This is a genomic window from Acetilactobacillus jinshanensis, assembly GCF_004359375.1.
GTDB classification, from domain to species: Bacteria; Bacillota; Bacilli; order Lactobacillales; family Lactobacillaceae; genus Acetilactobacillus; species Acetilactobacillus jinshanensis.
Genome location: NZ_CP034726.1, coordinates 1,166,740 through 1,191,950 on the forward strand (window position 1 = coordinate 1,166,740; position 25,211 = coordinate 1,191,950).

At 39.6% G+C, this 25,211-nt stretch carries 28 protein-coding genes and 1 pseudogene; 4 read left to right on the forward strand and 25 right to left on the reverse strand.

Annotated features, from left to right (window positions below):
- The first annotated feature begins 315 nt into the window (after window positions 1-315).
- Complete coding sequence (locus tag ELX58_RS05455; protein ID WP_133442145.1) at window positions 316-1,629, forward strand: NCS2 family permease; 1,314 nt, start codon at window positions 316-318, stop codon at window positions 1,627-1,629.
- Window positions 1,630-1,707: 78 nt separating this feature from the next.
- On the opposite strand, the pseudogene ELX58_RS05460 reads toward ELX58_RS05455, so the two are convergent.
- The 6 genes and pseudogenes from ELX58_RS05460 to tnpA all read right to left on the reverse strand — a co-directional run bounded on the left by ELX58_RS05460 (window position 1,708) and on the right by tnpA (window position 4,822).
- Window positions 1,708-2,444: pseudogene (locus tag ELX58_RS05460) on the reverse strand (sulfite exporter TauE/SafE family protein).
- A gap of 110 nt (window positions 2,445-2,554) precedes the next feature.
- Complete coding sequence (locus ELX58_RS05465; protein ID WP_133442146.1) at window positions 2,555-3,184, reverse strand: cation efflux transmembrane domain-containing protein; 630 nt, start codon at window positions 3,182-3,184, stop codon at window positions 2,555-2,557.
- 75 nt (window positions 3,185-3,259) lie between these two features.
- On the reverse strand, window positions 3,260-3,586 hold the full coding sequence (locus ELX58_RS05470; protein ID WP_133442147.1) for an ArsR/SmtB family transcription factor: 327 nt from the start codon (window positions 3,584-3,586) through the stop codon (window positions 3,260-3,262).
- Window positions 3,587-3,628: 42 nt separating this feature from the next.
- Window positions 3,629-3,961 carry an AzlD domain-containing protein gene (locus ELX58_RS05475; protein ID WP_133442148.1) on the reverse strand — a complete coding sequence of 111 codons (333 nt, stop codon included), beginning with the start codon at window positions 3,959-3,961 and terminating at the stop codon, window positions 3,629-3,631.
- On the reverse strand, window positions 3,948-4,364 hold the full coding sequence (locus ELX58_RS05480) for a hypothetical protein (protein WP_133442149.1): 417 nt from the start codon (window positions 4,362-4,364) through the stop codon (window positions 3,948-3,950). Before ELX58_RS05480 ends, ELX58_RS05475 begins: the two co-directional genes overlap by 14 nt.
- Window positions 4,361-4,822: an IS200/IS605 family transposase gene (gene tnpA / locus ELX58_RS05485; RefSeq protein ID WP_133441655.1), complete on the reverse strand. Its 462-nt coding sequence runs from the start codon at window positions 4,820-4,822 to the stop codon at window positions 4,361-4,363. The genes ELX58_RS05480 and tnpA overlap by 4 nt, the downstream gene beginning before the upstream one ends.
- A gap of 100 nt (window positions 4,823-4,922) precedes the next feature.
- Here tnpA and ELX58_RS05490 point away from each other — a divergent pair, with 100 nt between their 5' ends.
- Entirely contained in the window at window positions 4,923-6,284 is a 1,362-nt protein-coding gene (locus ELX58_RS05490; protein ID WP_133442150.1) for an RNA-guided endonuclease InsQ/TnpB family protein, read from the forward strand.
- A gap of 365 nt (window positions 6,285-6,649) precedes the next feature.
- On the forward strand, window positions 6,650-7,954 hold the full coding sequence (potE, locus tag ELX58_RS05495) for a putrescine-ornithine antiporter (protein ID WP_133442151.1): 1,305 nt from the start codon (window positions 6,650-6,652) through the stop codon (window positions 7,952-7,954).
- Between the two features lie 79 nt (window positions 7,955-8,033).
- Here the strand turns inward: potE and ELX58_RS05500 are convergent, their stop codons facing one another.
- Complete coding sequence (locus ELX58_RS05500; protein ID WP_133442152.1) at window positions 8,034-8,693, reverse strand: NAD(P)-binding oxidoreductase; 660 nt, start codon at window positions 8,691-8,693, stop codon at window positions 8,034-8,036.
- 95 nt (window positions 8,694-8,788) lie between these two features.
- Window positions 8,789-9,115: a helix-turn-helix domain-containing protein gene (locus ELX58_RS05505; protein WP_133442153.1), complete on the reverse strand. Its 327-nt coding sequence runs from the start codon at window positions 9,113-9,115 to the stop codon at window positions 8,789-8,791.
- Between the two features lie 408 nt (window positions 9,116-9,523).
- Between ELX58_RS05505 and ELX58_RS05510 the strand changes: the two genes are divergently transcribed.
- Window positions 9,524-11,116, forward strand: coding sequence for an APC family permease (locus ELX58_RS05510; protein WP_133442154.1), 1,593 nt, complete (start codon window positions 9,524-9,526; stop codon window positions 11,114-11,116).
- Between the two features lie 66 nt (window positions 11,117-11,182).
- Here the strand turns inward: ELX58_RS05510 and ELX58_RS05515 are convergent, their stop codons facing one another.
- The 17 genes from ELX58_RS05515 to ftsY all read right to left on the reverse strand — a co-directional run bounded on the left by ELX58_RS05515 (window position 11,183) and on the right by ftsY (window position 25,208).
- Entirely contained in the window at window positions 11,183-11,725 is a 543-nt protein-coding gene (locus ELX58_RS05515) for a GNAT family N-acetyltransferase (protein ID WP_133442155.1), read from the reverse strand.
- Between the two features lie 17 nt (window positions 11,726-11,742).
- On the reverse strand, window positions 11,743-12,234 hold the full coding sequence (locus ELX58_RS05520; RefSeq protein WP_133442156.1) for a GNAT family N-acetyltransferase: 492 nt from the start codon (window positions 12,232-12,234) through the stop codon (window positions 11,743-11,745).
- Window positions 12,235-12,242: 8 nt separating this feature from the next.
- The gene (locus tag ELX58_RS05525; RefSeq protein ID WP_133442157.1) at window positions 12,243-12,629 is read right to left on the reverse strand and encodes a hypothetical protein; all 387 of its coding nucleotides are present in this window, start codon (window positions 12,627-12,629) and stop codon (window positions 12,243-12,245) included.
- 15 nt (window positions 12,630-12,644) lie between these two features.
- Complete coding sequence (locus tag ELX58_RS05530) at window positions 12,645-13,448, reverse strand: hypothetical protein (RefSeq protein WP_133442158.1); 804 nt, start codon at window positions 13,446-13,448, stop codon at window positions 12,645-12,647.
- Window positions 13,449-13,625: 177 nt separating this feature from the next.
- On the reverse strand, window positions 13,626-15,887 hold the full coding sequence (locus tag ELX58_RS05535; RefSeq protein ID WP_133442159.1) for an ATP-binding cassette domain-containing protein: 2,262 nt from the start codon (window positions 15,885-15,887) through the stop codon (window positions 13,626-13,628).
- A gap of 19 nt (window positions 15,888-15,906) precedes the next feature.
- On the reverse strand, window positions 15,907-16,524 hold the full coding sequence (locus ELX58_RS05540) for a histidine phosphatase family protein (protein WP_133442160.1): 618 nt from the start codon (window positions 16,522-16,524) through the stop codon (window positions 15,907-15,909).
- 141 nt (window positions 16,525-16,665) lie between these two features.
- Complete coding sequence (rplS, locus tag ELX58_RS05545; protein ID WP_133442161.1) at window positions 16,666-17,022, reverse strand: 50S ribosomal protein L19; 357 nt, start codon at window positions 17,020-17,022, stop codon at window positions 16,666-16,668.
- A gap of 103 nt (window positions 17,023-17,125) precedes the next feature.
- Entirely contained in the window at window positions 17,126-17,884 is a 759-nt protein-coding gene (trmD, locus tag ELX58_RS05550; RefSeq protein WP_133442162.1) for a tRNA (guanosine(37)-N1)-methyltransferase TrmD, read from the reverse strand.
- 4 nt (window positions 17,885-17,888) lie between these two features.
- Window positions 17,889-18,398: a ribosome maturation factor RimM gene (rimM, locus tag ELX58_RS05555; protein WP_133442163.1), complete on the reverse strand. Its 510-nt coding sequence runs from the start codon at window positions 18,396-18,398 to the stop codon at window positions 17,889-17,891.
- Between the two features lie 63 nt (window positions 18,399-18,461).
- Window positions 18,462-18,716 carry a KH domain-containing protein gene (locus tag ELX58_RS05560; protein ID WP_133442164.1) on the reverse strand — a complete coding sequence of 85 codons (255 nt, stop codon included), beginning with the start codon at window positions 18,714-18,716 and terminating at the stop codon, window positions 18,462-18,464.
- A 13-nt stretch (window positions 18,717-18,729) separates the two neighbouring features.
- Window positions 18,730-19,002: a 30S ribosomal protein S16 gene (gene rpsP / locus ELX58_RS05565; protein ID WP_133442165.1), complete on the reverse strand. Its 273-nt coding sequence runs from the start codon at window positions 19,000-19,002 to the stop codon at window positions 18,730-18,732.
- A gap of 103 nt (window positions 19,003-19,105) precedes the next feature.
- On the reverse strand, window positions 19,106-19,399 hold the full coding sequence (locus ELX58_RS05570; RefSeq protein WP_133442166.1) for a hypothetical protein: 294 nt from the start codon (window positions 19,397-19,399) through the stop codon (window positions 19,106-19,108).
- A gap of 1 nt (window position 19,400) precedes the next feature.
- Window positions 19,401-20,708 (reverse strand): vWA domain-containing protein, encoded by a 1,308-nt coding sequence (locus ELX58_RS05575; RefSeq protein WP_133442167.1) that lies wholly within the window; start codon window positions 20,706-20,708, stop codon window positions 19,401-19,403.
- Between the two features lie 20 nt (window positions 20,709-20,728).
- Window positions 20,729-21,889, reverse strand: coding sequence for a Rho GTPase-activating protein (locus ELX58_RS05580; RefSeq protein ID WP_133442168.1), 1,161 nt, complete (start codon window positions 21,887-21,889; stop codon window positions 20,729-20,731).
- A 65-nt stretch (window positions 21,890-21,954) separates the two neighbouring features.
- On the reverse strand, window positions 21,955-23,442 hold the full coding sequence (gene ffh / locus ELX58_RS05585; protein WP_133442169.1) for a signal recognition particle protein: 1,488 nt from the start codon (window positions 23,440-23,442) through the stop codon (window positions 21,955-21,957).
- Between the two features lie 18 nt (window positions 23,443-23,460).
- Window positions 23,461-23,802 (reverse strand): putative DNA-binding protein, encoded by a 342-nt coding sequence (locus tag ELX58_RS05590; protein WP_133442170.1) that lies wholly within the window; start codon window positions 23,800-23,802, stop codon window positions 23,461-23,463.
- Between the two features lie 41 nt (window positions 23,803-23,843).
- Complete coding sequence (gene ftsY, locus ELX58_RS05595) at window positions 23,844-25,208, reverse strand: signal recognition particle-docking protein FtsY (RefSeq protein WP_133442171.1); 1,365 nt, start codon at window positions 25,206-25,208, stop codon at window positions 23,844-23,846.
- Window positions 25,209-25,211 lie beyond the last annotated feature (3 nt).

Genomic DNA, 25,211 nt, shown 5'->3' on the forward strand with positions numbered 1-25,211 from the left:
TAAAATATATCATATTTACGTTAATTTTTAAGTCCATTCTAAGAAATTGGTGATTAAATTTCTCATTTTTTATAAACGTTGGCATAACTTTGATTTCTGTTATCAAGGTGGTACCCTTACTTTGTTAATTAAATTTTTACCGAAATTAGGGCCTTCCATTTCTAGGCCTTGGAGCAATCTTTGCTGTAGCTATTACAGAATTTCTTACTCTGATCTAGTGCTAGCAGCCTAATTTCTCAAACGGAAATTAGGCCTTTTTACATTTCTGAGACTTTAATTTCGGTAATCTGATTTCAAACTGAAAGGAGATTTCCTATGAAATCAATGATTGCCAAGTATTTCCGTTTCAGAGAATTAGGCACTGATCTGAAAACGGAAACACTAGCTGGTTTCACAACCTTTGCCGCTATGGCTTATATTCTATTTGTCAATCCAAACGTCTTAGGCGTTGTCGGGATGAATAAAGGTGCTGTCTTTACTGCCACAGCGTTATCAAGCGCAATTGGCTGTTTCATTATGGGACTGATAGCTAACTATCCGATTGCCTTATCCACTAGCCTTGGACTTAACGCCTTTTTCTCCTACTCTGTCTGTATCGGGATGCATATCCCCTGGCAGACCGCGTTAGCCGGAGTCTTTGTAGCTTCAATTATTTTTGTCATTTTAACTGCATTTAAAATTCGGGAATTAATTATTAACGCTATCCCGGCCGATTTGAAAAATGCGATCGGCGGCGGGATTGGCCTGTTCATTGCGTTTATCGGTTTTCAAAACGGTGGCTTGATCGTTGCTAACAAGAGTAATTTAGTTGGTTTAGGCTCGCTTCATGTTGGAACGACCTGGCTGACTATCTTTGGTTTAGTCTTAACAATTATTCTCTTCACGATGCGGGTCCCGGCTGCAATCCTGATTGGAATGTGTACAACGGCGATCTTCGGGATGGCCACCAAATTAATCCCGTTACCAACAAAAATTGTATCAGGGATGCCAAGTTTAAAGCCGACATTCTTGGTAGCTTTAAAGAATTTGGATAAAATCAACTCACTTCAGATGCTAGTTGTCGTATTAACATTTCTGTTAGTAACGTTCTTTGATACAGCCGGTACACTGGTCGGTCTATGTGAGCAAGCGGGCTTCATTAAAAATAATCACATCCCGCGAATTGGCAAGACATTAGTCGCCGACTCTTCTGATATGGTAATTGGCTCATTGCTAGGCACATCACCCACGGGTGCTTTCATCGAATCATCAACCGGAATTTCGATTGGCGGACGTTCCGGGTTTACCGTTATTGTTACGGGATTACTATTTCTTATCGGTGGATTTTTCTCACCATTGTTAAGTGTAATTACTAATCAGGTTACGGCACCTGCTCTGATTATCGTCGGAATTTTAATGGCACAATCGTTAACTAAAATCGACTGGAAAGATTTCGCCATTGCCACCCCAGCTTTCTTGACCATGATCGGAATCCCATTAACTTACAGTGTTTCTGATGGAATTGCCATTGGTTTCATCATGTATCCCATCACCATGATCGCAACTAAACGAGCTAAAGAAGTAAACGGGATCATGTACGCTTTAGCAATCATCTTCCTGTTCTTCCTCTGGATCTTAAATGAGAATTGATTATCGCCTCTAAAATTAACAAATGCTCATTAAATAATGGGCATTTTTGTTTACCTTATTTTACATGTTAGGTGATATTTAAAAGATGTAAGACAATGCCATTAACAGTGTAAGAAAACCTAAAATCGGTCTAAAGATTAGAGTCAGGCGTTCTCGGCTGAACTTTGCCATAATGCGTGACGTAATAGCGGAACCGATAATTGCGCCCGCCATTAATAACAGACCTGGTTTCCAGGCAATTGAACTTTGGGTGATATGTGCTAACATTCCGATAATCGTCGTGACTATCAGAGCATAGGAAGATGTAGCAGCCGCTTCGGGCATACTCCGTCCCATGATTAAGAGACCTGTAACTAAAGTCCGCCACCGCTAAGTCCGGCGACACCAACTAAGGCTCCACTTAGGGCACCATATGCGTACGCTTCAATCGGTTTATAAGTTCCTGGCTTAGCATGCTTATTGAATGATTGATTTAGGACTTGTAAACTCATTACCAAAAATATAATTCCGATCACGATGCTATAGATTCGTTCGGAGAAGAAGCCAGAGAGCCAACTTTCGACGAACACCATGGGTACCGCTGAAATTGCCATTCGGTTTCCGGCTTTAAAGTGCATGTTACCGGTTTGATAATTACTGTGAGCACCGACTAACAAAGCTGGTAAAGCTGTGAATAAAGATGTAGCTGTGGCACTGGCGACAGATACACCAGCAACGTTTGTCAATATCCATAAGTAAAAAGCTCCACCGCCACCACCCATAGCGATGATGACACCTCCAACTAAGAAACCTAATATCAGTAATTTAATTATCAATGGCAGACACCTTGATTTCATGATTATGTAAAAAAGGCGTTGTTTTGATAACAACGTCTTTTTTCTTATCACTATAATAACAAACTACTGATTATTTTAAAGGCATCATTTTATTTTGGCTTTCTACCGTTCTGAAATGATTCCCAGCCTTCGCTAGCAATGAAGTACACCAATACAAAAGCCATGACGGAATCAGACCACCATAAACCAAATGCAGCGTTCAATGCGGTTCCGATTAAGACCGTAGCAGCCATGCAAGCACAAGTAATGTTGCACATACCATCTTCGATCAAAGCTTTGGACTTTAAAAGTTTGCCTAACTTCCGTTTTCTTAACGTTAGAATTGGCATTAAAATTACCGAAGCAATTGCGATGGCCATCCCCGACGGACTGTTTTCTGCAGCCCGATGAGTAATCAAGTTAAATACTGAAATAACCGTAATGTAAACGGACAATGCTAATAACACCGTCCCGACGATTAACGACGACGTCCTCTCAGCATGTTTGATTACTGATTCTTCCGCATGTTCGGCAGATTTATGCAATCGCCAGATTAACGCACTCCCAGAAACGATTTCTAGCAGACTATCTAAGCCAAAGGCGATTAATAAAATTGATCCGGCTTTTAATCCCGAAATGAAACCAACTAAAAATTCAAAGGCCATCCATCCAGTTGAGAAATATTCGGTATGGAAGCCCTTTTTAATTAATGAATTGTTATCCATGTTTAAGTTATTCATATGATTATCACCACATATGAATAATAATTCATATATTATCTAAAATAAAGAGGTAATTAAAAATAATTACCCAACTTATTCACCGTGTGGCTTACCACGCATCACGTGATCCGCATGAGAAATGGTTTCACTGACGATGTCCATAATGTGCGGATCATCTAATTTATAGTACCTTGATTTTTTAACGGGAAATACATCAACTAGCTGGTATTTCTTTAGTTTAGCAAGTTGATGGGATAACGATGACTGTTCAATGCCTAATAATTTACTTAGCTGATTAACGTTCATAGCTCGCTGTTCTAAGACATTGAGAACTTGTAATCGATTTGGATTGCTTAGCAATAAAAAGATTTTATGAGCTTCTTCTAGATGCTTTTTGCCGATCAATGCAGGTTTTTTCATATGAGAACCCTCTTTACGTTCAGTATAGCAGAAGCCCGTTCTTTAGCCCATGATGAAATCTTTAATAATGGCTAACGAAACGGCACCCACCAATACGATTACTAACAAGTTCTTAGTTAGAACGGCACTCAAGACAGTTGGTACGGACGCAAACAGGTTTGGATAATTAATCGACGGAAAATGGCCCAGATGCTGGGTAAACAGCCCTTCGAACCACATCAAAGACATAATGACAATGGGAACGAATGACAAGAATTCGACCCATGATTTCGGCATCTTGACTTTCTTTAGGACTGCAAACGGCATACTGCGTGAAGCCCATGTAACTAACCCGCATAAAATAATTGTAATGACAATAAAACTAGTTGATGGCATGTTTCAATAATACTCCCACAAAACAACCTAATAACGTAATGACTAAGATCAATAAATCACTTGGAATAACGACCATTCCGAAGTAGACCAGAATCAGAACGGTACCAATTACGATTAACTGAAGCTTCTTATCTAAGACTTGATTGGATATAAACTGTAAATATAGTATTCCGATGAACATCGCAATAATCACGAAATTAATGCCTAACTTTTGCGGATTAGGTATGACATTGGTGACTACAGCACCAAGAAACGAAGCCACGACCCAAGTTGTATATGAGATTAAATTAGAAGTGTTGAACCATCTGAAAGATAGCTTATGGTTCGTAAAATTCAGTTTATCGAATTTTAGCGAAAATAGAACTAATACTCCCGCTTTCAAACGGGAGATGAAGTTCGTCATTTTCGCTTTCTTTTGTCTAAATCAGGATATGGGCTATTTTGGTATTGATCGTCAATGTACTTCTCAACAGTTTTTCTACTCATATCACCTACGGTGCCAACATAATAGCTATGTGACCATAAATGATTTCCCCAGAATAGTTCTTTCCGAAGTTTCGGATGATTACGTAGAAAGTATCGAGCACTGTTGCCCTTTAAGGTTCTAACCATCGTTGTAATTGATAACTTAGGCCTAAATGATACTAACATATGGACGTGATCTGGCATAACTTTAATATTCTCGACTTTAACTTGGCTACATTTAGCGATGTACTTTAATAATTTCTCCATGCCTTGAACTAACTCTGGAGTCGTAAAAACCTTATTGCGATATTTAGTTGCCCAAACTAAATGGCAATGGATGTTATAAACATAATTTCTCATGTGAACGGCATTGTCATAATCGTATTTCTTGTCCATATACATATCACCTTAAACACTTATATTATAGTTATTATAGCTTATTGTAATCAATCTATCGACACAGTATAATTATAAGTGTAGGAAGAGGTGAGTTCAAATGAAATCAATGTCACAATTACAGTATCATTTTGGTGCTAAGTACCGTTGGTATCCTTCGGATACCCAAAAACAGGTTGTTAAAGTGAATGCCGATGTGAGACGAGCTTTCTATAATCATCTAATTGCTAATAAACGCAAATTAGGGTGGATTATACATACATCTTACTGGAATGGTGATCTTAAACGAAAAATAATTGCTAATTATAAACACACGCTCCATGAATCAGTAGTCCGAAAACGAATTAGCTGGCTACGTGATAAGTATATTGACAGTCTGAACTTTGCCAAGACAAATCAATCGAATAACTTGGCTTATAAGAACCACGCTAGTGGCCTACAAGGACAGCCTCAATTCCATCGTAAAAAAGACCATCCTTATGAATGGAAATATCAGACATCGAGGATTACCTGGAAATCTAAAGGGAAACGCAAGTCCAATATATATTTTACTGATAACAGGCACTTAGTATTACCAGTCCTTGGCAGAATCACATTAGGCACAACCCGTAAAATGCCTGACGATACGTTAATTGGTACCGTTACGATTTATAAGGATGCGACCGATAAATTCTGGGTTTCCCTACAATTAGCTAGTGACACACCGTTTAAATCCTATCAGCCGCAGACTCACTCTGCTATTGGAATCGACTTGAACATCTGTAATTCCCTTATGGATAATTATGGGCATCAAGTCTCTAACCCTAAGTTCTACACTCATGGATTACCGTACTTAAAGTTCCTGCAGCAGCGGGAAAATCGTAGACGACGTTATGCTAAAAGTCATCACATCAACCTAACGGTTGATAAAGGATATCAACGGGCTAGAAAACGCTGTGCTAAGTATTATGGCTACATTAAAAATGAACGAAGAGCTTTCTTAGATCGGATTTCGACTAGACTTATCGAGAACCATGATTTGATAGTCGCTGAAAATCTAAAAAGCTCTAACATTCTTCGTAACCATAAGATTGCCCAGAAAGCTAGTGACTGTGGCTGGCGTGAATTTCTATCGATGCTTCAGTACAAAGCTAAGCTGTATGGAAAAACAGTAATTTTAGTTAATCCTGCTTATACTACTCAGAAATGTAGTCACTGTGGCTTCGTTTGTACTAAGCATAACGGCTATGCTAAAAAGCATGGCAAGCATCTAGACTTAGATGATAGATACTGGTGGTGTCCTATTTGTCACACTTACCATATCCGTGATCGGAATGCGGCTGTTAATATTCTGAGACGTGGACAAAAAGAAATCCTTGTGAAGCAACGTCAAAATCTGATTAGGTTAAAACGCAAACGTACTCCACAGGAACTTGATAGTCGTCCGAACTTAACCTTTGAATTTCATCGGGCTGCAGAATAAGCAGCTCAGCTCTCTAAAGTCTAGAATTGCACGTGTGCAATTCTGAGTAAGACCGCAGTCAGCCGGCGAATCAAAGTCTTATAGAGAGCTTAATAATATGGATTAGCTTGGTAGGCTCTGTCGGGGAAACCGTAAGGCTTCTAGATAACTCCCGCAGCTAATCTACTGATGGCTCGATTGCCCTGTGCTATTCATAGGGGCGATGTCCATCATGCTCCCGCCTTTAGACGGGAGTAGGTTGACATTATTCTCAAAGCTATATCAAATTGTTACCGACGAAACCTAACGTGGCTTAATTACCGCTGCATTGGTGTATACTTTAAGGCGTAAAAAGGCAAATTAGCTATACAAAGGGACGATTTACGATGGCCAAGAGTAATAAAAAGATGAACGTATATCAACTTACGATTGTTACGGCCATCAATATCATGGGCTCTGGAATCATCATGTTGCCAACTAATCTTGCTCAAGTCGGCACCATGTCTGTCCTATCATGGTTAGTTACATCCGTCGGCGCTATGGCTCTAGCTTACGCGTTCTCACGGGCAGGTATGTATACTACTAAGCAAGGTGGAATGAGTGGCTATGCTGAATACGTTTATGGCAAAAGCGGTTCGTTTCTATCAAATTACACTTATGGGATTTCAATGGTAATTGCTAACGTCGCAATGGCAATTTCTGCTGTCGGATATATGGCCGACCTATTTAATTGGCATCTCAATCCACTTGCGACGGCAATTGGAACGATCGTTATCCTTTGGCTTGCAAGCGTCCTAAACTTTGGTGGTGCCAGAATTACCGGACAAATCAGTACGTTTACAATTTGGGGCGTTATTATTCCGTTAATTACCCTTTCTGTTGCGGGCTGGTTCTTCTTTAGTGGCCATCAGTATATAAGTGACTGGAATCCACATGGTTATAATTTCTTCACGGGAATCAGTAAATCAATTTCCATTACCCTGTGGGCCTTTTTGGGCTTAGAATCAGCTTCTGAAAATATGGATGAAGTCGAAAACCCGGCCAAAAATGTTCCCATCGCTGTATTGGGTGGGACGATTGGGGCCGCTGTAATGTATATTGTATCAACTAACGTCATGTTAGGGATTACCCCGATTTCTAAATTAGCCCACACCAACGCACCTTTTGGATTAGTATTTAGCCAGATGTTCTCCCCAGTGATTGGTAAAATTATTATGGCTTTAATGATAATATCATGCTTTGGTTCCCTATTGGGGTGGCAATTTACGATGGCTGACGTATTCAAATCGTCTGCTATTGCGGGATACTTCCCCAAGATATTCAAGAAAGTCGTTAAAAACGGAGCCCCGATAATCGGCCTGGTCCTCCTTACAATCCTACAATCAATCCTGTCATTAATGACCATTAGCCCAACGCTATCTAAACAATTTACAATCCTGGTTAACTTAGCCGTAGTGACCAACGTTATCCCGTATATTTTATCGATGGGTGCACTTAAGACCATGCAGATTAATGAACATGTACCCACGAACAAGCGGAGAATGACGAATGTCTTTGCTTTTATTGGGTCAATCTATAGCCTATATGCATTATATGCTACTGGCAGTGTAGCTTTAATCGGCGGCTCATTAGTGACGTTTGCGGGATGGACTTTATATGGAATAATTGCCTATAAATTCTCGTCAAATTAAGATTCAAAACAATCAATTATTAGTATAAAATTAAAAACGTTGCTGTAATTAACAACGTTTTTCGAGCTCTTAAATTAATTTAAAATGCTTTGGTTATCGATACGGGTCCTGATGAAAATGTATAATCTTTTTTATACGTTTTAGGATTAGACAAAGTTTCCACCAATACATTTGCTACATCAGCTCTAGAAACGGATGCTTTGGTTAAATCCTTAGGATTAAGTTGAATCTTATTAGTTTCAGCATGATTAGATAAGGCAACCGGATGTAAAATCGTGTAATTCAATCCGGAATTGTGGAGATAAAGATCCGCATAATGCTTTGATAAATAATAGGTATACATAGGGAAATTACCAAATTTAGTGTTCCAAACCTTACGATTATCAGATCCAGCAGCACTAACCATTAAATAACGAGTAATCCCAGCATTTTTAGCCGCTTTAATTGACTTAACGGCACCGTCTAAATCAACTTTAAGCGTAGTCTCTGGTGATACGCCACCACCAGCACCGGCTGAAAAGATAACGGCATCAACGTGATTATCTTTAAAGATTCGTGTCATATCTTGAATAGATTTGGTTAAATCAAATTTAATGGGTGTAATCAATTTTGATTTAGGCAATGATGTGAATTCTGATTCATTTCGCACGCCAGCCATAACATGATTACCCTTATTAACTAATTTTAGAGCAGTGGTGTGTCCCACATGACCGTGAGCGCCAATCACAAATACGTTCATTTACAAATTCTCCTTTAAGTGTGCGTTCCCTTAAAATCTTATATTGAAAGTATAACATCTAAGTTGGATTTAGCATACCCATCGATATCGTAGTGTTAATGTCTCTCTTTAATGTAGCCCTTCCCTTGTAGCGCTAACAGCACGCGTTTGGGATGTTTCCGAATATCTCTTATCATATTAGAAGATCGAGTATTGGGCTCAGCTAAACCGTCTTCCCATAGTTCAACGATCGTTGGCTGGAAACCCATGACATCCGCAAAAATCTGTTGAGTAATATTGAAATGACAGAATTGTGATAACGCATGACGAACTTCCTTAACGTCAGTACCATGGAGACGACTTGGATTAAAAGGACCTTGCCTATGCAGACGACGTCTCAATTCGTTAATATTGTTTTCTAAATCATAACTCAATTCGAACATCCCCCGTTTTCTAATTCAATCATACCAGCGCTAGTGACTAATCCAACTATAAAAATTATCAATAATATCGACACTAATGTTTGACTCTTCACCAATGTTATTTATGATAATAGATGTGAGTAAAAATTAATCGAAAGGAGATATTTTGATGCAATACCTTAACGTTCAAAATAATGCTAACATTACGGCTCCAGTCCCTAGTTACGCTCAATTTACGAATAACTAGGGCTGTATGTTTAGGTTGCATCAAGATATTTACGCCATACAGTCCCATTCGAACTGTGTGGATCAGATTCTAGATTAAATCCGTTCTTATAACTTTGTAAATTAGCAAATCGCCTCACGGTTCGACATGAAATGTGGGGCTTTTTTACATCTTGATGCCTGATTATATAAGGAAGTAAGACTATGCAAACTAGTCATAAATTAAGTTTGTTTTCAATCGTAATGTTAGGATTAAGTTCCATTATTGGTTCCGGCTGGCTGTTTGGCTCATGGGAAGCCTCGAAAGTCGCTGGACCAGCATCAATTTTATCGTGGATCATTGGTGCAATCGTCGTCGGTATTATTGCGTTTAATTATATTGAATTAGGAACCATGTTCCCAGAAACTGGTGGAATGAGTCGGTATGCACAGTATACCCATGGTTCGTTATTAGGCTTTATCTCCGCTTGGGCCAACTGGGTTTCATTAGTTACCTTGATCCCGATTGAAGCCGTTGCGGCAGTTCAATACATGAGCTCGTGGCCGTGGCGATGGGCCCGTTGGACATCCGGATTTATCATCGATGGTAAAATCTCTAATCAGGGTCTACTAGTTGTCTTTCTATTTATTCTCGTGTTCACGTTAATTAACTATTGGTCAATCGATCTATTAGCTCGGTTCACCAGTTTCATCTCAATCTTTAAAATGGTGATCCCAATCCTAACGGTCGTTTTGATTTTAATGTCGGGCTTTCATCCTGGGAACGAGATTGGCCAGCAAATCGGCGGTTTTATGCCATACGGAAGCGCCGCCATCTTTACGGCGACCACCAGTGCTGGAATCATCTTCTCGTATAATGCCTTTCAAGTTGTCATTAATATGGGCCATGAGATCCAAAATCCGAAGCGAAACATTCCGTTGGGAATCATTATCTCGCTGGCCATTAGCATCGTAATCTACGTTGCCTTGCAGTTTACGTTCATCGGTGCCGTTCCGCCAAGAATGCTTGCTAGAGTTGGCTGGCATGGAATTAATATGCAGTCACCGTTCGCTGACTTGGCAATGATTTTGGGCTTATATTGGCTCAACGTCTTTCTGTACATCGATGCCTTCGTATCACCGTTCGGCACTGGCGTTTCGTTTGTTGCTCAGACCAGTCGAGCCTTAGCAGCAATGGCTAAAAATCGCCATGTTCCGAAGATCCTAGGTCGAATTAATTCCAAATGGCACATTCCGCGAGTCGCCATGATCGTTGATTTGTTCTTAAGCATGGGTCTAGTAAGTTTGTTCCGTTCGTGGAACGCATTGGCTAGTGCCATCGCAACCTCTGCTCTAATCTCTTATCTAACAGGACCGGTTGCCGTCGTTACTTTACGCAAGATTGCCCCGCATTTTAAACGGCCGATCAAACTCTGGCACGCTAAATTTTTGGCACCGTTGACGTTCGTCTTAACTAGCCTAGCCGTGTACTGGGCCATGTGGCCGACAACGATTGAAGTCATCGGTCTAATTTTGCTAGGTTTACCGTTTTATATCTATTTTGAATGGCGAAACCATTGGGTCCACACTATGGATGAAGTTAGAAGTAGCTTATGGTTAATCGGTTATCTACTATTTATGTCAGTTATTTCTAAACTAGGCAGCTTCCATTTTGGCGGAATCAATTGGATCCCGTATCCGTTTGATTTTCTGATCATTATCGTTGCATCGTTGATCTTTTACTACTGGGGAATTTCCAGTTATTTGATCACTGATGACCTTAAAATTGCTAAACGAATTAATCAAAAGATTGATTAACCGAATAAAAATTAAAGAGCTGTGATTATTCAATCACGGCCCTTTCTTTTTACGCTAATAACAACTTTATTTAAATTCAGCTTTTAATAATGACCAACGATTTTCATCATGATAAATGCCATTTAGTAATTCATTAGCTCGTAAACGGCCGTCAAGATGAAAGCTGCACCGTTTAGCAACTTCATTGCTGGCGTGATTATCGACTGAGGCGTTAATAATCACTTTATTTAAATTATAATCATTGAATCCCAATTGACATAATCCATGTGTGGCGTTCGTTGCAATCCCATGGTGCTGATACGGCAAACCGAGCCAGTAACCGATGTCAGCGCTATGATCTAGCTGACGAAAGCCGTTGAAGCTAATCATTCCGGCAATTTTGCCTTTATCCATAATAATGGCATTCAACGATCTTTCATTTGCAAAGTCCACTAAACACCGATGCAGATAAATAATCTCACCGGTGACACTCTTAATGTAATCGACCCATGGCAGCCACTGTTTATACCAGTCACGGTTATTATTAATTAAATTAAATAATGGTTCTGCATCCCGTCGCGGATTAGGAATTGCTAATGACACATCATGATTTATCTGATATGTAAACATAATATCAGCCCGTTTCTCTAATACTTTTTACCCAGGATATCCAAACTAATAATTCGGTTACCCATATCAGCCACTTTGGGCAAGTGATCGTAAATTTCAAATCCAGCTGACTTAAATAACCTTTGGCTAGGGATGTTAACGCTGAAAATAAAGGCCAAGATGGTGTGAATATTTAATCTTTTAGTCTGTTCAGCAATATATTTCAACGTTTGGGTCCCGATACCACGATGCTGAAACTGATTATCAATGTAAATACTGATCTCGACCGTGTTATGATATGCCGACCGACCATAAAACGATTCAAGACTAACGTAACCAGCCTTTTGACCATTATCTTCAATCATCCATAACGGTCGTTGAGCGTTGTGTTGCTTAAAGGATTTTAATTCATCAGTAACCGAAGCTGGTGTTAAGTCAGCCGTGACGGTTCGCTTAGGAATATTCTGATTATACACTCTCGTAATGAATGGTACATCCGTCGACTTGGCAAATCTAAAGGTAACTGACATCTTATCACCTACTTAATGTGAATCTGACCGGTAATTCCAGCAATATCCTTTTCAGCTTGTGTAGCATCACCCAAATATTTAGCGTACTTTTGGCAGTAATCTTGATAATACTGCTTAGCTTTCTGAACATCTTCTTCAGCAATGCCTTTTTGGTCCAGATAATTATAGAACCAGTAACCATTACCAATAAACGCTAGCCACATCCCGCTGTCTAACTTTTCAAATGGCGTATGCAACATCATATCAACGGTCTTCTTATATTTAGCGACGATCGGCTGTTTCCGCATTTTATCTAACTTGGTACTTTGTTCGACTTTCTTAGTAACGTTGATCAATGGTAACGTCAATAAATAACGATACCCTTTAGTCCAATTAATTCTCGGTTTTGAATTCATAATGCGATGTACTCCTTACAGATTAAAATTTTGTTTTAATAATTTTGGGTTGAAAATTTTCAAAAATTTAACGTGACTTTTTAGATATTGATTAGTAAATTCAGCAGTACCGAATGGCTTCCCTAGTAACATGTTAATTTGATGCTTAATATGAATCATTTTATTTAAATGAAATTTATAATCAAGTAATCTTTGATCATAACCCAAATCATCCATGTTTAACGGAACTAATTTCCGAAACATCTTTCGGCACCCTTTTGGAACGGTATTAACCAGGTTTCTTAGTAACAAGAATGCTGAAAACATCTTAATAACACGTTTGATCGATTCACTATCTATTTTAGACAAATGCCATTCGTTATAAAAATCACGTTTGAAACGCTGTTCCTTAGCGTCATGAGAATGAATTAGAAGATTACTTAACTCATTCTGATACTTATTATCCAAATATTTTGCCAAATCAATTGGCTTTAATCGACGATAATTAGCTTTTAAATCATCATTATCACGTAAAATTTGACGAATCGTCCAAACATCGGTATTGAACCATCTCGAATGATCATATCGTGGAATTACGCACATTTTTAACGCTTGATAAACTTGATCAAGTGATAATTTACTTACTGAGGCCCAATAAAGCCGATATTTTTGACCTGCTGGTAACATATATCCATTTACGTAATCTGTGACCAATTTCCGTAAATAATCACTGTTGGGTGTGACCTTTAAATGTAACGTTGGCTTGATTTTCATAGCGTTAATTTGAAGCCAGCCCTCGTATTCCGGATTGCAACCGCCAATTACATACACAATTTGCACGTTAATCTCATCCTTAAAAATAATTTATAATTCATTATAAAATAGATAATTGGATTGTAAAATTTTCCTATAATTTTTTTATTTAAAGGGAATTCCGCTAGGGAAAGTTTGTTAATTACACTAAACAAAATACCCGGTAATCAAATATTACCAGGCTTAATTCATTAGGATTTTCAATTATTTTCTAATTTCGTTATAGTACTTCATAGCTCGACCGGTCGTTGATTTTGGATCGTTCAAAGCAGCTTCGGGAGTCCCTGAATACAGGATTTGGCCACCATAACGACCAGCGTGCGGGCCAACGTCGATCATCCAGTCAGCTTTACTGATCACCTGGAGATTATGTTCAACGATGATCAACGTATTACCAGCATTGACTAAACTATCGAATAACTTCACGATTCGGGCAACGTTCTTCATGTGTAAACCAGCCGTTGGTTCGTCCAATAGATAGATGGTACCGGTTCGGTTCAATTCCAGAGCTAATTTTAAGCGTTGCAATTCACCGCCGGACAACGTGCTTAGTGATTGACCCAAGGTTAAGTAACCTAAGCCAACTCGCTTCATATTGATTAACTTATGAGCAATCTTTGACTTATCCTTAAAGAAATCAGCGGCTTCTTCAATTGTCATGTTCAGGACCTGACTAATGTCCTTACCATGGTAATGATATTGAAGAGCTTGCTTACTGTAACGCTTGCCATGGCATTCTTCACAAACCTGGATAACGGGATCCATGAAGGCCATGTTTGTGATGGTGACACCTTTACCTTTACACATCGGGCAACGGCCCTTGCCATTATAACTAAATAAGGTTCTGGAAACGTCATTGGCATCCCCAAAGATCTTTCGGATCGGGTTCAGGATATTTAAGTAAGTTGCCGGTGTGGCTCGAATATTAGCGCCAACTGGATCTTGCGATAAGTCAATATATTGCTTAGTCAGTTTCTTTTTGATGGCGTCTATCAACGAACTCTTACCGGATCCAGCAACCCCTGAAATTACCGTTTCAACGCCCAACGGAATCTTAACGTTGACGTGCTTTAAATTATGGATCGTAACGTCATGTAAATCTAGTGTCTTTTTAACAGGACGCGGATGACTAAAGGTCAATTCCTTCCGCATGTAATCGCCGGTTAAGGTGTGAGAATGAAGCAATTGCTGATAGGTACCGTTAAAGGTGATGTGACCGCCTTGACGGCCCGCTTTCGGACCAACTTCGACAACGTAATCGGCAATCGGGATCAATTCTGGATTATGTTCGACAATTACAACGGTGTTGCCCTTATCCTTTAACTTAATTAAAGCTCGTTTAATCAATTTAATATCTTGTGAATGTAAGCCGACACTGGGTTCATCTAGGATGTAGACCATATCGACCAGCGAACTGTCCATGAATTTAGCAATCTTAATTCGTTGGGTTTCACCACCGGATAAGGTATCGGTATTTCGGTCTAAGGTTAAATAACCCAAGCCTAAATCAATCAACGAACCAATTTTGGTCAATAATTCACGAATGATTTCCTGGACCAACGGGGCCTTGATACTGTGCAAGAACTTCAAGGCGTGAACCAGATCCATACTCATAACTTGAGCAATGTTTTTACCGTTAATCTTGCAATGTAAGACTGGTTGACGAAGCTTAGTCCCGTGACAGACCGGGCAAACTTCCTTCTTAACGGCCCTAGCAATTGCCTGCTTATGATGACGACCTTCACGACTGTTAACGATTGAACGCAGAATCTTCGGGATTAAACCTTCATATAAGATATGTTTACGCCAGATCTTTGGTGGATTCTTTAATTTCTGCTGAGGCGCGTACAATAGCATATCCTTTTGTTTTTTAGTGTAATCCTTGATTGGCATATCATCATCGAATAAGCCACAGTGGCCATAACGGTTCCAGCGCCAAGTATGCGGACGAAAACTAACGAACGTAATGGCACCTTGATTTAATGATTTATTCCAGTCGATGATCTTATTCGGATCAATGTGATGAACATAGCCTAAGCCCTGGCAATGTTTACACATCCCTTCCGGCAGATTAAATGAGAACGTATCCGAATAACCAACCCATGGTTTACCAGCACGAGAAAACAGTAACCGCATCAATGAATAAATTCCGGTATACGTAGATAAGGTTGAGCGTGGGTTCTTACCAACCTTTTTCTGCTGGATCACGATTGCAACCGGCAAGTTATCAATTCGACCTACGTGCGGCTGACCATATTTAGGCAGATACTGCTGAGTAAAACTCGGGAAGGTCTCATTCAATTCCCGACGTGAACTTGCGGCTAATGTATCAAAAACTAGTGATGATTTACCGGCTCCTGATAGCCCGGTAAAGACGGTAATGGCGTGTTTATGAATCTTAAGGTTCACGTGCTTTAAATTGTTCTGGTAAGCATCGTGAATCACGATGTAATTACTTTCGGACATTCAATAAGGCCCCTTTCGGTTATTTCGCTTTGATTAACGGTCGATTATAATAAGCGACTTTGGGTTTAAATTGATTTTCAGGAATTTCTAATTTCGTGATTGATAAGTTGTCTGGAATAATCGGGCTCAACAATTTAGGTGCAAACTTTGCCATAATGGCGGTAATTACTCGACTGTGAGCAATCATTACGATGGGCTTATCTGGTGAACCGTGGTGAATAATACTCATCACGGCTTTTCCATAACGAGCCCAAAATTGCTGATCATTTTCAGCTAGATGTAACGGATCCTGTTTAGATAAAATATTTTGGAATGCACCCATGCCGTATTTTTTGATGAATTCAGGAATCGTGGCACAATGCGTTAATTTAGCAACCATCTTAATGACGTTCGCGATCTTAACCCCTTCGTAGCTACCAAAGAACTGTTCCCGCAAACCTTGGTTAATCTGAATCCGAACGGGACGTTGCAGACTTTCAACGATCGCTTGGGCAGTTCGAACTGCACGTCCTGAATCACTGGTGTACAGTTTATCAAACTTTAAGCCACTTGTCCGCAATGTTTTACCAGCTTCTACGGCTTCGTTGATTCCTTTTTGGGTCAGTGGTGTATCAGACCAACCCTGCATCCGATGCATTAAATTAAAATAAGTCTGACCGTGTCGAATTAAATATACTGAATAAGTATTGATAATAATTTCCTCCCGTTAATTTAACAAAAAAGCCCTAATTAGAGCAACTAATTAGAGCTTAACGCATTTTTTAAATTAATTTTAAATTTAGTGACGACGAGCTTCACCAATACGTGCAGCTTTACCACTTAAGTGACGTAAGTAGTATAACTTAGCACGACGTACACGACCATGACGTACTACCTTTACGCTATCGATGACTGGTGAGTAAAGTGGGAATACACGTTCAACACCAACACCACTGGCGGTACGACGTACGGTGTAATCTGACTGGATGCCAGAACCGTGCTTCTTGATAACTACACCTTCAAATAATTGAAGACGAGTGGACTTACCTTCAGTAACTTTAACGTTGACCTGAACGGTGTCACCAATCTTAATGGTAGGCATCTTCTTAGCAGTTTGTTTGCTGTTAATCTTAGCAATTAATTTATTTTGACGCATCAAAATACTTCCTTTCACCGGCATTCTTAACGGTTATTACCCCGACAGCGGACTACCGTTATTTAACAAGTTAATATTATCATAATCGACATACGTTGTAAATCTAGTCTTGATGATCACGCAGATCGATTTTAATATCGGATAACATGTGTTTTTGTTTTAACGATAAATGTTTTTTCTTTAATAAATCCGGTCGTTTAAGCAAGGTCTTTTTTAGAGCTTGCTTTTCACGCCATAACCGGATCTTCTGATGATCTCCACTTAACAGGATTGACGGAACCTTCATCCCGCGGAAATCAGCAGGTCTAGTGTATTCAGGAAATTCTAACAGGCCCATTGAGAATGAATCGGTTGGTGCCGACTGTTTATCGCCTAATACTCCGGGAATTAACCGGGAAATAGCATCAATCATAATCATGGCTGGTAATTCACCACCGGTTACAACGAAGTCACCTAACGAATATTCATCGGTCACAATCGATTTAATCCGTTCGTCATAACCTTCGTAATGACCACAGACAAACGTCAAGTGCTTTTCGTGCGACAATTTTTCGGCTTCGTGCTGAGTAAAACGTTTCCCAGCAGGATCCATTAACAAGACTTTACCCTTTGGAATCCCGCTAGCCTGGTTTTGTTTTTGAACCGCCTGGTACGCATCGATTAACGGCTGAGGCTGAAGTAACATGCCAGCTCCGCCACCGTATGGAGGCATATCAACGTCATGATGTTTATTTTTAGAATAATCACGAAAATTAGTGATTTTTAGATTTAGAATTCCCCGTTCGATAGCTTTACCGATCATGGATTCACCCATGGGACCTTTAAACATGTCGGGGAATAAACTCAAAACGTCAATTTTCATCGATTTACATGCCCTCCATTAATTGAACGATAACTTGATGATGACTAAAGTCGACTTTCTTGATGACCTGTTTGATTTTCGGTAAAAGGAGTTCGTGCTTACCAGGGCGTGAAACAACCCAAACGTCATTAGCACCGGTCTTCATGATATTAGAAACGGTACCAATCGGATGACCTTGAACGTCGACGACCTTTAAGCCGATAATCTGCTGATAAAAGTATTGGTCAGGCTTCAGATTAATCTGTTGATGTGCTTTTTCATCAATTTGAAGGAGATGATGCTTCATAAACAGAACGTCGTTAATGTTGTCATAGCCCTTAAAGTGAATTAAATATAAGTCCATTTGCGTCCGGCAACCGTCAACGGTCAACGGAATGCGTTTTAACGATGTCTTGAGATATACCTGACTTCCCTTTGCGAAACGCTGCTTAGGAAAATCCGTCTTGGATGCGACTTTTAATTCACCCTTGATTCCGTGGGTGTTCACAACGTAACCAACGTCATAATAATTCATGAATTCAGTCTCCTTTATAATAAAAAAGACTCCTAAACGGAGTATTTATCCATTCAAGAGCTCTTAGTTCTTATTTTTACCATCATCAATAATTAAACGGATCCGTTTGTTACCGGATACTCGAACGCTATAAACGATGGTCCGAATCGTTTGGGCAACGTGCCCTTTCTTACCAATAATGCGACCAATATCACTAGGATTAGTCTGCAAATGGTATTCATGAAAACGATCCGTTTCTTTGTGCTTAATCGTAACGTCCTCTGGATGTTTCACCAAAGGTTTTACGATCGTTTTGATTAACTCATCAAAATTAGTCATAACTATTAATCACTTATTTCTTAGCGTACTTAGCATCATGGTACTTCTTCATGATACCGGCACGAGATAATAAGTTCTTAACGGTATCAGAAGGCTGAGCACCGTTCTTTAACCATTTCATGACGTCTTCTCCGTCAAGTTTAACGGTTGATGGATGAGTTAATGGATTGTAATAGCCAACCTGCTGTACGAAGCTACCACGGGTTGATTTACGAGCATCACTAACAATGATTCGGTAAAATGGATTACGCTTTGAACCCATACGACGTAAACGAATTCTTAACATGCAAATACACCTCCTACTTTGATTACTTAACGAGTATTAATATACCAGGATTTAGACAGCATGTAAAGACCTGTAAAGGATTTTTTCTTTACACCATAATTACTTATTCTTTAAAGGGCTTCAGCAGTTCTTGCTTTCCCGTAACACCCATATACACATCATTTCGAATTAAATATTTTTGAACTTCAGCATAATTATTAAAATTAATTGGCTTGGAAAAACATCCAGAATCAGCTAATTGTTTTGCCATCACAACCGTCGGTGCATCAATCTTAGTTTGTGGACCGTATTTAGCAATAACGTTCGACCAATGCTGATCAAGCATGTTGATTGCAAACGTAACGGATTTATCATGCTGAATTAATTTCTTTAATATATCAGGCTGCAAAAGCTTCATTTTAGAGCCCCCTATTTGCACGCAGAATTGGATCATTAACTAATGAAATTAACTGACCACGAACGTTTTTGACCGAGAATTTAGTCTTAGGTTCGGTCAAGATCCAGAGTAAATTATCAAAGCCGTAGTATCGCAAATGATCTTCACCAAAACCATCGGTTAAGATAATAATTAATTGATTTCGATTCGTGTTCAAGTGTTGGTGGCAGTAGTTAAAAATACATTGAAAACAAGTTCCACCGCCACCAACTCGGGTAAATTTAAGCTGGTGATAATTATTGGCGTGATAATGCTCCAACACGTGAACTTCAGTATCGAAGTCATAAACGCCAACGTTAACCGGCATGTGTTTCAGAAAATCACCTAACTGAGCTAATAAGAAGCTAATTTCTTGATCACCCATTGATCCAGAATTATCAACGAAAATCTGAACCGGCTGAATATAATTACTGACGGTGCCCATCAGATCCATCCGATAGGCTTGGCGACGGTTAAAGCGGGCTCGTGATGTCTTCCGGCCAAACGGAACGCTACCAAGACCCATTTTGACATATGCTCGCCAGTTAATACTGCTATGAACATTAAGTTTCTGAAGCTGTTCATGCACTCGTCCAGGCAAGGTACCACGGGCTTTTGCACCCGTATTTTGATACGAACGTTTAATTAATCGTTTTAACTGAACCGTTTTAGCTTGTCGACTGACTTGTGATTCACTGCCCCAGAAACGGTGGTCATCACTTTTTCGTTTCAATACGTGCTTAATTTTACGATTAACGAGTCGTTTATCTTTGGATTTACCCTGCTGTTTATCTAAAAATTGCTTTAACTGATTCAAATACACTTTAGAATTCATGTTAGGAATTAAGCTGAGGCCCCAACTACGGTTAATTTGCTCTAAAGTAACCTGATTTTGGACTTTAATCGGGATCAACTGATTAACGGCAATATCGGTAGCCATCTGAGTTAACTCGTTAGCTCGCGGATAACGAACCGGGTGTAACCAGATTAAATGCAGTGCTTCATGTTCAAGCCAAAATAATAGATCACGCTCAGTATTTATCCATTCTGCGAACACGTCCGGGTTGTATTCAAGCTTAATCTTATGTTGGTACCAACCTAAGCTAAACGGTGACTGAAGGCGTTGATTATTGATCCGATCAATTTTAGCTAGTAAAATCCCGTAAAACGGCTGACGTTGAATCAGATGGATAATTCCCCGGCTGATGATTCGATCACACAACAGCTGAGAATTGTTCGAATTTCGTTGCTGTTGATAATGAATAATCTGTTGACCTAATGTCAATCGCATCTAATCACCCGTTTCATTGCTTAATAGCCAGCTAAACTAATCTTAATAAATGCTTCGTATAATTTTTGTAAATCTAAAGACTGACTAGATTTAATTTGATTATAAAGATGATCAAACCAGTCGGTGTGACTAAGTGATAACGCTAGTGAATATTGTCCATCTGAACTGACTTTTGTAAGTAACGTTAAAAACTTCTTCGCAAAATCGTCATTCAAGGACAATTTAGCTTTCAAAATCATCCTAAGGGTATGCTCTTTTTGAGCTTCATCCATTTTATTAAAACGTTCCGTTAATTTGTCTAACGAATCTTGCACAAAACTCTTAGGTGTAATCGCAACTAACGACTGATTTAAAAATGAATTAAAGGCCGTTGCCGTTTCAATACCCAAATCACCGGATAAGACATCCAGTTGAATTGACTGACGGTCTTGATTATCTAATTGATCCAATTCATATAAATTATCGGAAACTCGTTCCCAGGCTCGTGGGGTCGGGTATAAATCTTGGCTCATCTTTGGGTTATGCAGCATCCCTGGATTTTCCTGCAAATACTTGATCACTGATGGGTGAATCATCTGGCGATGTCGTTTAAGATCCTGCGTATTGGCCCAGGCTAACCAATCCTTTAAGTTAGCTTTCATTACTAATCTTACGGTTCGGTCTTTAATCGCAGCATCGCCGCTGACGACACCGTAATCAGTTTGACCGAATCCCGTCATTGAAGAATCAGGATTTTCTGCGATAATAATATGAACCTGTTTCGGTAGTTTTAAGCTATTAACCGATCGCTGTAGAACTAAATTCATTAATTCGCTCTGAACGGCTTGACTACCACGGTTAAATTCATCTAGGAACCAATAAATACTGGTGTCGGGATAACGTTCAGCGTACTTAATAATCTCAATTAACGTATGTGAATAACCAAACTGAACGTCCGCTAAGGTTCCGTAGTGCTTCGTTTTTATAAATGAATCGGACGTTAGCGGCGGAACCGGGATTGATAGGTCACCCTTTTCAACTAAACTCACTACGGTAGTAAAAAGTTTAGCGTGATTTCGTTTAGCAACGTCCTGAACCAGAGCCGATTTACCAATCCCGGCTTCACCAACGATGTTAGGGACGTTGCCACCTTTAATCACTAACGGTACCGCAACCAATAATTGTCGATAAGATAACGCCATTCGTTACACTCCTTATTTACAAAAAGAGGATGATTATTCATCATCCTCTTTTTAATCATAATTAATTATCTACGTCTTAGCATCTTTTGTAAACGACGACGTTTCTTTTTGGCCTGTTTAGCTTTCTTGGCCATTCCACGCATGCCAAATTTAGACATCTGTGACATTGGATTGTTGCCCATCATGCCACCCATGGGATTCTTACCGCCCATGCGCTTCATCATCTTGTTCATCTTACCAAGACCACCAAAGTTACCGTTGGACATCTGGTTCATTAATTTCTTCATGGAATTAAATTGCTTGATGACTCGGTTAACGATTTGAATCGGTCGACCTGATCCACGAGCAATGCGTCGCTTACGGGACGGAGTTAAGATTTCAGGATGAGCTCGTTCTTGTTTAGTCATGGAATAAACAATGGCTTTAATATGATCCATCTGCTTTGGATTCATATTAGCCTTCTTCATGATCGGGTTATTAGCCATCCCAGGAATTAACTTCATGATGTTCTTTAACGGGCCCATGTGCTGGATCTTATTTAACTGAGCTAAGAAATCATTAAAGTCAAAGGTGTTTTCCTGAATCTTCTTAGTAAGCTTTTCAGCCTTTTTCTTGTCGTAGCCCTTTTTAGCTTTATCAATCAGGGTTAGGATATCACCCATCCCTAGGATCCGGGAAGCCATTCGGTCTGGATGGAAAATATCTAGGTCTTGAAGTTTTTCACCTTCACCAACGAATTTGATGGGTTTATGGGTGACGGCACGAATCGATAGTGCGGCACCACCACGGGTATCACCATCTAATTTAGTTAGGGCAACTCCAGTGATGTCCAAAGCATCATTAAAGCCCTTAGCCGTTTTAACGGCATTCTGACCGGTCATGGCATCAACCGTTAACAGAATTTCGTTCGGCTTAGCTAAAGCTTTAATTCGCTTCAGTTCATTCATTAATTTGGTATCGATCTGTAAACGACCGGCGGTATCAATAATCACGTAATTATTATGATCACGATGAGCCTGTGCTAACCCAGCTTTTACAATGTCAACCGGATCATGATGGGTTCCCATCTGGAAAACTGGCACTTTAATTTGCTGGCCAACCTGAACTAATTGATCAACGGCGGCTGGTCGGTAAACATCAGCAGCAATCATTAATGGATGGGCCTTGTGAGCGGTCTTTAAACGTAAAGCTAACTTGCCGGCAGTTGTAGTTTTACCGGCACCTTGAAGACCAACCATCATAATGACAGTTGGAATCGTTTTAGCTTTATTTAACGGAACCGCTTTAGTTCCCATCGTCTTGGTCAATTCTTCATCAACGATCTTAACGATCTGCTGACTTGGGTTTAAACCTTCCAGAACGTTTGCACCAACGGCCTTGTCCTGAACCTGTCGAACAAATTTTCTAACAACGTCAAAGTTAACATCAGCATCGAGTAAAGCTAATCTAATCTGACGCATTGTTTTTCTTAAATCTGATTTACTAACGTGACCTTTACCACTTAAATCACGAAAGGCTTTTTGTAAACGGCTCGTAAGTCCTTCAAAAGCCATTTCAGTTCACCACTTTCGTTATTCATCTTCAATATGCTCTAATTTCTTAATCATGGAACTAATGTGTTTATCGTTAGGATACCGTTTTTGAGTGTACCTTTGCATTCGATCGATCAAACGATTTCGAGCAATAAAATATTTATATAAATGAAGTTCTTTTTCGTATTTTTCTAAAATTAAAACTGTCCGACGGAGGTTATCGTACACGGCTTGTCGACTGACTTTAAAGTCCTGTGATATTTCACCGAGTGAATAATCGTCAATAAAATAGCATTGCATATATTCTCGCTGCTTTTTAGTCAGCAACGGATAATAAAATTCCAAAAGTGAATTGACACGATAATTTTTGGCTAAGTCCACTTATACTAACCTCCGTAAGTAATAATTATATTATAGTCCTATTATTTAAACAATCCTTCAAACAAGCCGTTGACAAAATCACTGGCGTTAAACGGTGTTAAATCATGAACGTGTTCACCAAAACCGATGAATTTAACTGGAATATGTAATTCATGACGGATTGCAAGGACAATCCCACCTTTGGCGGTCCCGTCCAGTTTAGTTAAGACGATCCCGGTAATTTTGGCAACTTGATTAAATAACTTGGCTTGATTTAAAGCGTTTTGACCGGTAGTACCATCAACTACCAGCATAACTTCATGCGGAGCGTCAGGAATAACTCTGGTCAGGACTTTATTCATCTTAGATAACTGGTTCATCAAATTAACTTTGTTCTGTAAACGACCGGCAGTATCAACAAAGAGAATGTCGTAATTTTCACGTTTAGCCTTATGAACCGCATCATAAACAACGGATGACGGATCACTGTGTTCAGGACGTTTAACGATGTCGACGTGGTCATTTTTGGCCCATTCGTCTAACTGTTGAATAGCACCAGCACGGAAAGTATCAGCAGCGGCTAACAGAACCTTTTTGCCCTGTTGATGATACATATAAGCCATTTTACCGATGGTAGTAGTTTTACCAGCACCGTTAACACCGACGAAGAGAAAAACGGTTGGTCCCTGTTTAGCATAGTGAATCTGATTGTCTTCATTTTTACCGTCTTCATCGTAAAGCTCGATCATCTTTTGAATAATGACGTCTTGAACTTCAGAACGCTTTTTAACGTTCTTTAACTTAACTTCTTTACGTAAGGCGTCACTAATCTTGACGGCCATATCAACACCAACATCGGATTCGATTAACGTATCTTCTAAATCATCAAAGAATTCATCGTTAACCGACCGGAAGTTCGCAAATAATCGGTTTAATTTCTGGCCAAACGTGGATCGAGAACGTGCCAAACCACGGGCGTAAATCTTACCGTTCTGTTTAGCCGTCTTAGTTATGTTAGATTCCTTAGATTGTGAGCTAGCAGACTTGGTTTCCACTGACTTAGCCGGTTTGGTTTCTGCTGATTCAGATTCAGCAGATGAGCTTGCCGATTTAGCCTCTGAACTAGCGCTTTTACTTTCCGAAGCCGATTCAGAAGCAGACTCACTAGACTTTGTGGCGTTAGAAGAAGTTGAAGTAATCGATTCAGAAGAACTGCTAGACTCAACTGAACTACTAACACTTGAAGCTTCAACCGCGCTGGAGCTTACTTCGCTACTAGCACTGACGGAACTGCTGGCCTGAGCTTCGTTGATTACGTTATTCTGACTTGAATTGGCTTTTGCCTTTTCATTTGCTAATGATTTAGCTTTTAATGATGCTTGTTTCTTTTTTCTTGAATGACGTTTGAAAATACTAAATAATCCCATAGT